Source organism: Rhizobium sp. NLR10b (assembly GCF_019685435.1).
Classification (GTDB): Bacteria; Pseudomonadota; Alphaproteobacteria; order Rhizobiales; family Rhizobiaceae; genus Rhizobium.
In genome coordinates this window covers 228,453-239,711 of sequence record NZ_JABDWV010000011.1, presented here as the reverse complement: position 1 = coordinate 239,711, position 11,259 = coordinate 228,453, and the positions used below count along the sequence as shown (strand labels likewise).

The following is an 11,259-nucleotide window of genomic DNA, read 5'->3' as shown; positions in this document are numbered from 1 at the left end:
CGGAGGTGATTGCCAAACGACAGAAGGCGCTGGCGCGGATGGAGGCTGCGGAATGAATGGTGAGGGACATAGTCTCAAAGCTAAAGCCGAAGGGGTGCGTCCTACCCGCCCCCGCTCCTCCCTGCAATCCGGCCCAGCCGGTCGGATCGGGGGCTGACCGGCAGGGCCAGGACAGCCAGAGCGTCGCATTTCTAACTGGCCAGCGGCGCCGCATCTCTAATCAGCTTTGACATCACCTGTAGCCGCAAAGTTAAAGTGTCCTGTTTCTGCAAAGTAAGAATGTCACTCGCGGCTGCCCCACGGCACGCCGACCAGCCCCGATCTGAGCGCTGGTCCGGGTTGCAAGATCAGATCGGGACGGGTTCGTGGCACCATCGGCTTTAGCTTTGAGACTATGCGCTGACGCTGGTTCGTGAACGTCATGCGGGCTTCGGCCCGACGCTGGCGGCCGAGAAGCTCGCCGAGCGCGACAGATTGCGTGTGTCGCGCGAGACGTTGCGCGGCTGGATGTCGGAGATTATGGCTGTCGCGCAAGCCACGGCGGACGTTTCATCAGCCACGATTACGGCGCGAAGCCTGTGGCGAGCCGGTGCAGATCGACGGGGCCGAGCACCGCTGGTTTCAGATCGTCGAGATCCGTGCTCGCTGTTGGTGTTTGTCGATGATGCGACAGGCAAGTTGATGCAGTGTTGCGGTTCGTGCTCTTGGAGCGCCTTTCGCCGGGACTGCACGCTCGAGCGACCGACGATGACGGCCGGTGCGCCATACGATGGCGATCGAACAGTTACTGTCGTCTTCGATCGCGGTGCTCCCGGTGGGCAGGCGCAAGGATAGCATGGGATTCTGCACGGTTCAGCATGTTGACCAATTCTTCGCCCTCATCGGCGGTAAGCATGTCCATAACGAAGCCGTCGACGAGAGCTTTCCGGTCTGAAACCGTATCGATTACCGTCCAGTAGATGTTGAGGTTCTTCTGCAGGGCGTATCTCTGGTTTTGCATGGATGACACCTTTCCTCGATCTTTCGGTTACTCGCGTTGCGTCAACATCGATGAGCGTCCGTCCAATGGTAGGGACGCGCGGACCCGACGCAGATTCTTGCACCGAGACGCGATAACGTCCGTCTTGTCTCTGCATGTTTTCAGCTGGTAAGAGGATAGAGCCGACGGCCTTCGGAACGTATTGCCGAATGAGATAAGCGACCAGCCGAATTGAAGCCCCGACTATCCACCCGTGGCAGGCGCCCGATACTTTGGTCTAGATATGTGAGCCTACCTGACCCACGCCGGCTTCGTCGTCAATCCGAGGCTGTCCGCCATCCGGACCAGGTCAACGAGAGATCTCGCCTGCATCTTCCGCATCACATGGCCGCGATGAACCTTGACGGTTACCTCGCTCAAGCCCACTTGAGCAGCGATTTGCTTGTTGACGCTGCCCGCGACCACCAGGTTCATGATCTCGCGCTCGCGCGGCGTCAAGGAATCATAGCGGGACCGCAGCTCGGCAATGAGCGCGACTTCCTGCCTCCGAGCGCAGTCGCGCTCGATCCCGGCATAGGCAGCATCGAGCAATTCCTGCTCGCGCAGCGGCTTCGTCAGGAATTCGATGGCGCCGGCTTTCATCGCCCGCACAGAGATCGGAATGTCGCTGTGGGCACTGATAAAAATGACCGGAAGCTCAATTCCAAGCGAAGTGAGCATGCTCTGAAATTCCAGGCCGCTCCGCCCCGGCAGCCTTACATCGAGAATGATACAGCCCGGAACGTCAGGGCGCTTGCTGTCCAAAAACTCCTGGCTGGAAGCGAATGTCAGTACCTCAAGTCCAACTGAGCGCAGGAGATCGCCGAGGCCTTCGCGGACAGATGCATCATCATCAATGATGTAGACAATCTCCTTCATCCATGTCCCCAAGTTTCGCGCCGGTCAGGCGCCGCCCCGGACATGGATCATTATTTCTCCTCGGCTGGTAATGTAAACTGAAAAATGGCACCGTGGGGCGCGTTTGGCGTGGCCCAGAGTTGGCCTTTGTGAGCCTCTATGATCGAACGACTGATCGTCAGGCCCATGCCCATACCCTTGGGTTTGGTACTGTAGAACGCCTCGAATATATCGCCGATCTTCGCCAGGTCGAGGATAGGGCCGCTATCGCGGACTGCCACTAAAACGGTATTGGGTGCTGCCTTTTCAGTGCTCACGATGAGTTCGCGCGCTCCTTTTGGCATCGCCGCCATCGCGTCGTTGGCGTTCATGATAAGGTTCAGGATCACCTGCTGGATCTGCACTTGGTCCCCCACGATCGGGGGCAAGCCGTCGGTAAGGTTTGTACGAAGCGACACCGCACTGCGTTCGAGGTCCGTGGACACCAGCGCAATCGTCTCGGACACGATATCGTTGATGTTCAGCCGGTCCCGGCGTTCGGGTGATTTCTTCGCCATTGCCCGAATCCGGTCGATGACCTCGGATGCGCGAAAAGCGTCGCTGATCATGCGCTCGATGGCGCGACGGGCGGAGACGATGTCACGAGGATCAGCGTCGAGATAGCGAAGGCAGGCATTGCCGCTGCTGACCAGCCCGGTGAGCGGCTGTCTGACCTCGTGGGCGATGGAGGCTACAAGTTCTCCCATGGTGGTGAGCCTGCTTACATGGGCAAGTTCTGCTCGCGCAAGCTGAATAGCATCCTCGGCTTGCCTGCGGTCGGTGATGTCACGCGCCAGCGAAAGACGAAACCATTGCTCTTCCTGTCGGAATTTGCCGACGCGAACCTCGACCGGAAACGTTGTTCCGTTCTTGCGCCGGTGGAGCGTTTCGAAAGTCATTGGCTGTCCTGCGTCGACGCGATCCACCAATGTCGCAAGAGCCTTTTCGTCGATAGCTCCGTCAAAGTCGCGCGGGTGCATGCCAATCAATTCCTCCCGGGTGTAACCGAGGCTTTCACAGGCTTGGCGGTTGACGTCTATGACGATCAGATCATCCGTATGGAGGAAAAAGGCATCGGTGGCATGGTCGACGAAGGTCCGAAAACGAGTTTCGCTTGCTCGAAGCCTCTCCTCTGCTCGCTTGCTCTCGGACAGGTCGAGCACGAAGGCCACGGCCTGGCTCCCGGCCCCCTCGAAACTTGCCTCACCGATCATCACGGGTACGTGACCGCCATCCTTTCGCTGATACTCCTTTTCAAAGGGGCGGGCGCTGCCGGTCACTCTCAGCTCGGCCTCGGCTTCGGCGTCACGCTCGCGCCATTCCGGCGGCGTCAGCTCTTTATCGATGATCTGACCGGCCAAGAGTTCGTCACGGCTGTAGCCCACCATTTGCAGGAACGCCTCGTTGGCCTCGATAATCCGACCTTCGATATCCCGGATAAAAATTCCGATGATGTTCGCTTCGACAAGCCGGCCTATTCGCGCTTCACGTTCTGCCAGGTCTCGGTAAAGTCCGGTTATTTCGAGCGTGCTGGCGGCTTGCGAGGCGATCAGCTTCAACACCGGAATGCGCCCTGGCGCGAAGACACGGCCCGCCAGAGTGTTTTCCAGATAAAGCGCACCGATCAGCTTGGCGTGATTGATCAGCGGCAAACAGAGAATGGATCTGGCCGCGCGATAGCGAATATAGGGATCGCCCGCAAAGGCCTTTTCAGCCGAGGCATCGTCGAGGCTGACGATTTCCCGCATACGCAGGACGTAATTGAGAACTGACTCCGGCATCACGCCGGCGATGGCCTCATTACGCAACTCTATGAGGACCGCTTCGCCGCGGATCGTCGCCTCAGCGGCAATCCGCGGTTCGCCGCCACGCGACAGGATCAGAAGGCCACGTTCGGCTCCGGCCTGCTCGACGGCCATTCGCAGGACCGTATCGATCAGCTTCTCGACGACGATTTCGCTGGAGACGGCTTGCGACACCTTGATAACGGTAGCGAGGTCGAGATGCTCGATCGGCGCTTCGATCGTGCTTGTTGCAGCCGGTGCCGATTGTCCATCCCGCAGCTGGGGATAGGCTTCTTCGAGCTGCCGCACCTTGCCGTCGGCTCCCCAACTGAGATAACAGCGACGGGCGTTTTGAAGATAGAGGCGAGCAATCTGATCGAAGCCGCGCGCCCGGTAAAAGGCGGAAGCGCGCTCATACGCAATCGCTTCATCGTGTGGGAGCGCGTGCGCATGCGCCAACTGGATCGCCTGTTCATAGAGGCGCTCGGCATGCAACTCGCGGCCTCCCAGGCGGGCGATCTCTGCGCCAAGCAATTTTGCGCGGCTTGCGAAATTCTCCGGGCAGTGTGCGGCCCAAGTGTCGAGCTGGCGGCGGTGAGCGCGCATGGCCTTGCGATAAAGAGCTGTTTCAGTAGTCGATCCTTGCAAAGCAGAGGCCAATGAAAGGCCGGTGTAGAAGTGATATTCCGCCCGCTCGAAAATAGCAGGAGTCATCCAGAGGAGGCTTTCTGCTTTCGCCGCTGCCGAAAGTGCTGTGAGGGTATCCCCGGCAAATACACAAGCCTCCAGCTTGCGGATCCAGTACAAGCAACTGCCCGGCTTGCCGTCGGTCTTAAGTTCGAATTGCTGCTCGTCGAACCCTTCATCGTTGAAGCATCCGAAGATTGGCGTCAGCCCGCGAAGCGTTCGGATGAGTTGCAGCTGCCCGCTGATGAAACCGACGGCGACTCCAAAGCCGGCCTGACGCGCGAAGTCCAGGCCGGCTTCCGCATCGCGCTGAACCTGCGAGAGGGGCTCGCCGGCGGCCAGAAGATAAGTCACAAGATTATTTCGGCTTAAGACGGCATAGGTGAGATCGCCGACCTGCTGTGCCGTTTCTAATACGCGCTGCGCAAGCGCACGGCCGGTGCGGACATGACGCGATGACGATTTCGCAAGGTTGCCGAAGGCGAGGTAGACCCGTGCCTTCAGGCGTTCCATTCCAGGCTGTTCCGTCAGGTCCAGTCCCAGCAGGCCGAACCGAAAACCGGCTTCATAATTGCCAAAATACGGCCCGAGCACCGTGCCCACGGCAGTGAAGGCATAAGGCGATGTGTCGCTGTTGCCGTGCTTGAGGCTGAGGTTGCCCATTCGCCCGATAATGAGGCAGCGCAGATTCTCGTTGGTAAACAGGGCCGGAGTAACAAGTGAAGTCAGAACGTCCATGGTCGCGAGCGCGACAGGGTCCGCCATTGGGGGCGATTCAAGCAGCGCTTCGATAGGGCGGCCCCCCAGTTGTCGCCAAAGCCGCGCGTATTCCTGGCGCACCTGGCTCCTGGTCGGGTGGGACGACCACGAAATGCCGACCCGGTGCAGGTAGTCGAGGCCGAATATGATGGCCTGATCGCTCCGACCCAGGCTCATGAAAAGGTCGACGCGCAGGCGCGTGACGCGGGCCAGATCGGCGAGGCTGGCGGCTCGGCTTGCTAATTCTGCAAGGCGGGCCTGCGCCTCCGCCGGTGCCCCAGTCAAGAATTCGCATTCGGCCCTGTGGAGTTCGAGGGCGAAAGCGAGTTCGTATCGGCGCTCCCAGGCATCGTCCGGCAGGTAAGCCGCACCCGTGCCGGCATAGGCCAGCGCCGATTCGTATGCAGCCGACGCCTTGGCGCGGCGAGTGGCAAGCAGGTTCAGGTCCGCGAGACGCTCGCGCTCTTCGCCGGGCGCGATGAGCGCGCCGCCGCAGTTGAGTTGGCCGACAATCTCGAAAATATTCTCCTCGAGTGCCTGCGGCGGCGTATGCATCAGCAGGAGGCGGCCAATGGAAAGATGCGCTGCCGCCCGCTCGTCTTCAGGGATCAGCCCATAGGCGGCCTCCTGCACACGATCGTGCAGGAAGCGGTATGATGACCCCTCTTCAAGCAGCACGAGTCCGGCCCGCGCCGCGGCCCAAAAGGCTGCATGAACCGCGTCGTGATTTTCGCTCCTGATCAAAGCCAGGGTATCAACCGCCGCGTGATTGCCGAGACACGCCAGCATGTTCAGGGCAGCCTGCGTGATATCGGGCAGGCGCCGCAGCTTGCTTAGCATCAGATCCGCGACGTTATCGGTATAGCCTTTGGCTCTTATGCGATCGAGATCCCAATCCCAGTGCGTCTGTTCGCGATTGAATTCCAGCAGGCCTTCGTCCGGCAGGGTGCTCAGGAACTGGAGCGCGAAGAAGGGATTGCCTCCGCTCTTCTTGTGCACTAGTCGAGCAAGCGGCTGGACACGGCTGCTTCCGCAATGAAGAGCGTCGGCCAGCATCCGGGTCAGATCTTCCAGCCTAAGGGGTGTCAGCACGATTTCATGCACCTGGGCACCGGCCTCCCGGATCGCTGCCAGCCGGCGGATCAGCGGATGGGTGGACGATACTTCGTTGTCGCGATAGGCGCCGATGAGCAGCAGGTGACGCATGTCCTGCTGGGTGCACAAATCTTCAAGCAGATCGAGCGTTGCTGCGTCCAACCATTGGAGATCGTCTAAAAACAGCGTGAGCGGATGTTCTGCTGTGGCAAACACGCGCAGTAGGCGCCTAATGTTCAATTGGAAGCGGCGTTTGGCGTCCTGAGGCGGCAGATCCGCAACCGCCGGAAGCCGGCCGATGAGAGATTCAAGTTCCGGAATAAGCGGTGCCAGCAGCCGACCGCTCGCGCCCAGTACTTTGGTTAAAGCAGCGCGCCAGGGCGCGAGTTCCGCTTCACTCTTGCCCAGCAGCACTCGGACGAGGCCTTGCAGGGCCTGCGCTACGCTCGCATAAGGAATGTGGCGCTGGTTCTGGTCGAATTTGCCGGAGGCAAACAGCCCACGCAGCGGCACGAGCGCGCGGTGGAGCTCATTCACGACCATGGATTTGCCCACGCCGGCATGACCCGAAACCAGCACCAGCGTCGGCCCGGCGCCTGCGACGACCCGGTCGAATGCGGAGGTTAGGGCGGCGATTTCGCGTTCGCGACCGTAGGGCCGCTCGGGAATCACCAGTCTGTCCGGCACATCGCGTGTCCCGAGCGGAAATTCTGCAATCCGCCCATGCTTCTCGCTCTGGACGAGGGCACGTCGCAGATCCGCCTCTAGCCCTGCGGCCGTCTGGTAGCGTTCCTCTGCGTTCTTGGCGAGCAGCTTCATCACGATTGCCGAGATAACGCCTGGTAGCTCTCTGACACGCTCGGACGGCGGCACCGGTCGCTTGGCAACATGGCAGTGCACCCATTCCATCGGCTCCGAAGCGGTGAACGGCAACTGGCCGGTGATCATTTCGTAGAGCGTGATGCCGACGGCGTAGAGGTCACTACGCGAGTCCACCGACCGGTTCATGCGCCCGGTCTGTTCGGGCGCCATGTATGCGAGGCTGCCAGCAATGACCTCAGGGGGCTCGGCGGCCTGGCGCTCACGAGAAAGATGCGACGCCACTCCGAAGCCCGTGAGACGGACCCGCCCTTCCGTCTCGTCCGCCAATATATTCGCCGGCTTGATGTCCCTGTGAACGAGGCCGCATCCGTGAGCCTTGCCGACTGCCGCCGCAATGCCCTTGGCAAGACGCAAAAAGACGGTGAGTTCGGCGGCCATGCCATGGCTGTGCCGTCCCATCAACTGCGGGAGGGGCACGCCGCCGCAATCTTCGAGGACGAGCACGACACGACCGTTTTCCGTTGTGAAATCCAGCGGTTTGGCTGCCCACTCCCGGTCGAGTTCGTCTTTCAGGCGATATTCGTGGGCCAGTCTGTCGAGGCTGGTTCGGCTGGGATGTTCGGCTGCAAGCTGCACCCTCAGAACGGCTTTTGATGCGCCGTTGCCGCTCCGGATCAGCTCTCGCGCAAATATGCGATCGCCGTCACTCCAGGATGATTGTGGCTCGTAGTGCCGAAGGTCAGTCGAAGTCTGCTGGCCGACGGAAGCGAGAGCGCGCTTCCGTCCGAACATGTTTTTCCTGGTCTTCTGCGCATCTTTGACCGTGTCGTCCATTGCACACCGCTCGCTTCGATGCTGCCCGCATACGATCGGAGGTGCAGGCATCGGAGACCCAATCAAGCTTCACCGACTTTCCTCTCATGTCAACGAGCCTATGCTTCGGATTATTGAGGGGGGCGCATCTCTGCTGATCTTCCCGACTCAGGTTCCAGTGCATGTTGTTAAGGCAGGTCCGCGAAGAGCAAAGCTGCGGCAATGCGGTTTCATGCTATAAGAGGCGCCGCGCCGGCAGGGGTGAAGGTCTTGCGGTCAAGCAAAACGCCGGCGCGGCAAGTCGGCCCGTGATGGGAGGGCGTTTTGCTTTAGGGCCGTTGCAACATTAACTCTGCCTGGAGCGCCCCCGCTATTATGCCGAAGTATATTTGTTTAGCCCTTTCGCCCGATTTCCTAAACGAGACCCATTATGCCGGATGTATCAGGTCGCCCTTCTTCGTGCTGATCACCCAGTCGCTAGACTAGCATTCGATGCCGGCGGATCCCGTTGGAAGCTATCGGCAGCGAGCGGCGCAACCTCTATAAGTCTGCAAGAAAGTCCGGCGATTACCTCAACATAATCGACGCCGGCTGCAATGGGAGACGGATCGCGCCACGGGCGATCCCGGAATGGTCTGCTCTTTCGTGCAGTTGAGTTCGGACGAACGCCGAGTGATAGCGCAGATGCATGCCAAGAAGATCTGGCAGGCAGAGATTGCACGCACCCTCAGCCGTGATCGCTCGAACGATCCAGGAACGCCCCTTATGCCCCTTTCGCAAAGACGGCGAAGCGCTATGCTATTTATCGCAGGTCGAACGAGAGAATTCCATGATACGATCACGGCAGAACGAGCTACGCGAACGGATCGCGATCCTTGGCGACGTCAGTTCCGCCTCATTCGTCCCGTGGATACGCCGCCATGCCGACAAGCTCGGCCTTTCCCAAGATTTTTTGCAGGCCGGCGCCGAGCGGATCGAACTCGAGGTCGCAGGGCCTGTCGAGCTGATCGACATGCTGGAAATGGCGTGTTCGTTGGGGCCAATCGATGTCTGGGTCGACGAGATTCAGCGCAGGATTGTAGATCCCATCTCTACACCGAAGTCGGAACGCCATCCGACTTGATGCCCTTAATTTGATCATTGTTGCCAATGCGAATTTTTTATGCAAGCGTCAGAAACCGGGGTTGCACCGACACCAAGCTCGCAGGCGCCAGCCCACTGGTAAGATTGAGGAATTGACCGTCATGCCTTCCGATACGACCGGCTCCTGGACGCCTGTCGCCCTTTCTGCCGATCTGCCTCCGGCAAGCGTCATTCCGGCCTGGACGCCGGCAGGATCGATCGCTCTCTGGCGCAGCCGGTCCGGGCGCGCATCAGCTTCTTCGGATCGCTGTCCGCATCGCGGGATGCGACTGTCGCACGGCTTCGTGCGGGGCGAGGCGCTCTCCTGTATCTATCATGGCTGGAGCTATTCTCCGGCGGGAGGATGCATTCGCATCCCGGCTCATCCAGACCTTGTGCCGCCGGAAACGATCCGCGTGGCAGTTCAGCGGGTCGAGGAATCAGATGGAATCGTCTGGGTCGCAGTCGGCGAGCCGGCAATGCCGCCGCCAAGCCTGGATGGTTTGGCGCCAATACGCTCGCTGACGCTTGTTGCCGACATCGTGGCAATCGAAGCAGCAGCCGGCGGCAAGGCCGCGAGCGGGTTGATCCCAGTCGCGGACCATCCATGGGTTCGGCTGTTGCCCGCGGCGCAGATCGGATGCACTCTGATACATGTCCTGGTCGAACGGGAGCGCACTGTCGCAGATCGGATTGCGGCGTCCCGCATCGCCGAAGCCCTGCGCCGCCGCGCGGAAACACGCCAGAAGGATGTCGCATGAAAGGGGCCGGTGCGATGATCGACGAATGGTACCCGGTTGGCCTCTTCAGCCAGCTCACCGGTGCAGGAAGCAGGACTGCTCTGATGGGCGAGCCCATAGAGGTGATGCGCACGGCTGATGGCGCGGCGCGGGTCACATCGGGCGATGGGCGTGCCCTGCCCGTCCGCGTCCGTTATGGTCATGTCTGGTCTTCTCTTGGCACCCCCGCCAAGGAGCTCTTCGCCATTCCCGAAGCGGATCAGCCCGGCCGCCGCTTCGTCGATGTCGGTGTCGTGCGGGTACGCTGTTCCCCCTTGAGAGCAGTCGAGAACTTCCTCGATATTGCGCATTTTCCCTTCGTCCACACCGATATACTCGGCGCCGAGCCGCATACGGAGGTCGAAAATTATAAAGTCGAGATCCGCGAGAAGGAGGATGAAGTCTGGGCGACGCAGGTGAAATTCTACCAGCCGCAGGCTGCAAAGTCGGCGACCGGCGGAATAACCACCGAGTATATGTACCGCGTGCCTGCCCCGACCTGCTCGGTGCTTTACAAGACCTGCCCTCCCCGCCCGGAGGAATGGGACGTCATTACCCTATTCGTCCAGCCGCTTGCCGAAGATCTCTGTGACGTATGGCCGTGGATGGCCCTCTTCGACGACGTGACGCCAATGACGGACCTCATCCATTTTCAGCAAATGATTTTCCTGCAGGATCGATCGATCCTCGAAAACCAGATCCCGGCGCTTCTGCCGCTCGATCCGGGCATGGAAATCCCGACCAGGGCCGACCTGACCTCTATCGCTTACCGGCGCTGGTTGAAGCGCCACAATTATCTCTATGGCGCGCAGTTGGTCGCACAATGAAGCTCTACGACTACATCCTATCGCCGAGCTGTTACAAGATCCGCCTGATGGCTGCCATCCTCTGCGTCGAGCTGGATATCCGGCCGGTCGATTTCCATCCCGGCAAGGAACATCGTGGTCCTGAGCTTCTGGCCCTCAATCCGGCAGGCTCAATCCCGATCCTCGTGGATGGCGATCTGGTGCTGACAGAATCTTCGGCCATGCTCGCCTATCTCGCCGCCCGGAGCGGGCCTGACTGGCTGGGTATGAGCGCGCCTGAGGAGACCGCGCGGGTGCACCAATGGCTCTCGTTTTCGCATCGGCTGACGACAAATCTCGGCGGCGCACGGCTGCATCAGATGCTTCTGCGTCCCGGCAATATCGAAGTCCTGCAGGCACAAGGAGTCGCGGCGCTGCGCGAGCTCGAAGCCGGCCTCTTTGAGCAGCGGCTCCGCGACATGCGGTTCCTGGCTTGCGACCGTGCGACGATCGCCGACATCGCCTGTTTCCCTTATGTGGCACTGGCGCCCGACGGCGGAATCTCGCTCGATCCCTATCCGAACATTAGGCTTTGGCTGCGCGCCATCCGCAGCCTTGAAGGTTTTATCGAAATGCCCGGCATCCACCGGCTGCACGAGTTGAAACCCGACCCTCATCCCGTCAACGAGGAGACGTGA

General features: G+C 60.4%; 7 protein-coding genes and 1 pseudogene. 5 read left to right on the top strand and 3 right to left on the bottom strand.

The annotated features are described in order from the left end of the window. Window positions 1–390 precede the first annotated feature (390 nt). A pseudogene (locus HJB91_RS19755) lies at window positions 391–822 on the top strand (ISNCY family transposase); the annotation flags it as partial. Here the strand turns inward: HJB91_RS19755 and HJB91_RS19750 are convergent. The 3 genes from HJB91_RS19750 to HJB91_RS19740 all read right to left on the bottom strand — a co-directional run bounded on the left by HJB91_RS19750 (window position 785) and on the right by HJB91_RS19740 (window position 7,896). After that, window positions 785–1,000: a hypothetical protein gene (locus HJB91_RS19750; protein ID WP_221155762.1), complete on the bottom strand. Its 216-nt coding sequence runs from the start codon at window positions 998–1,000 to the stop codon at window positions 785–787. The pseudogene HJB91_RS19755 and the gene HJB91_RS19750 sit on opposite strands and share 38 nt — an antisense overlap. 270 nt (window positions 1,001–1,270) lie before the next feature. Then, window positions 1,271–1,897: a response regulator transcription factor gene (locus HJB91_RS19745; protein ID WP_221155761.1), complete on the bottom strand. Its 627-nt coding sequence runs from the start codon at window positions 1,895–1,897 to the stop codon at window positions 1,271–1,273. Between the two features lie 50 nt (window positions 1,898–1,947). Next, entirely contained in the window at window positions 1,948–7,896 is a 5,949-nt protein-coding gene (locus tag HJB91_RS19740) for an AAA family ATPase (RefSeq protein ID WP_221155760.1), read from the bottom strand. An 808-nt stretch (window positions 7,897–8,704) separates the two neighbouring features. Between HJB91_RS19740 and HJB91_RS19735 the strand changes: the two genes are divergently transcribed. The 4 genes from HJB91_RS19735 to HJB91_RS19720 all read left to right on the top strand — a co-directional run bounded on the left by HJB91_RS19735 (window position 8,705) and on the right by HJB91_RS19720 (window position 11,259). Further along, window positions 8,705–8,998, top strand: a complete 294-nt coding sequence (locus tag HJB91_RS19735; protein WP_210633338.1) for an acylphosphatase — start codon at window positions 8,705–8,707, stop codon at window positions 8,996–8,998. A gap of 121 nt (window positions 8,999–9,119) precedes the next feature. Then, the gene (locus HJB91_RS19730) at window positions 9,120–9,758 is read left to right on the top strand and encodes a Rieske 2Fe-2S domain-containing protein (protein ID WP_221155759.1); all 639 of its coding nucleotides are present in this window, start codon (window positions 9,120–9,122) and stop codon (window positions 9,756–9,758) included. After that, window positions 9,755–10,603: an aromatic ring-hydroxylating dioxygenase subunit alpha gene (locus HJB91_RS19725; RefSeq protein WP_210633336.1), complete on the top strand. Its 849-nt coding sequence runs from the start codon at window positions 9,755–9,757 to the stop codon at window positions 10,601–10,603. Before HJB91_RS19730 ends, HJB91_RS19725 begins: the two co-directional genes overlap by 4 nt. Beyond that, complete coding sequence (locus tag HJB91_RS19720) at window positions 10,600–11,259, top strand: glutathione S-transferase family protein (RefSeq protein WP_210633334.1); 660 nt, start codon at window positions 10,600–10,602, stop codon at window positions 11,257–11,259. The genes HJB91_RS19725 and HJB91_RS19720 overlap by 4 nt, the downstream gene beginning before the upstream one ends.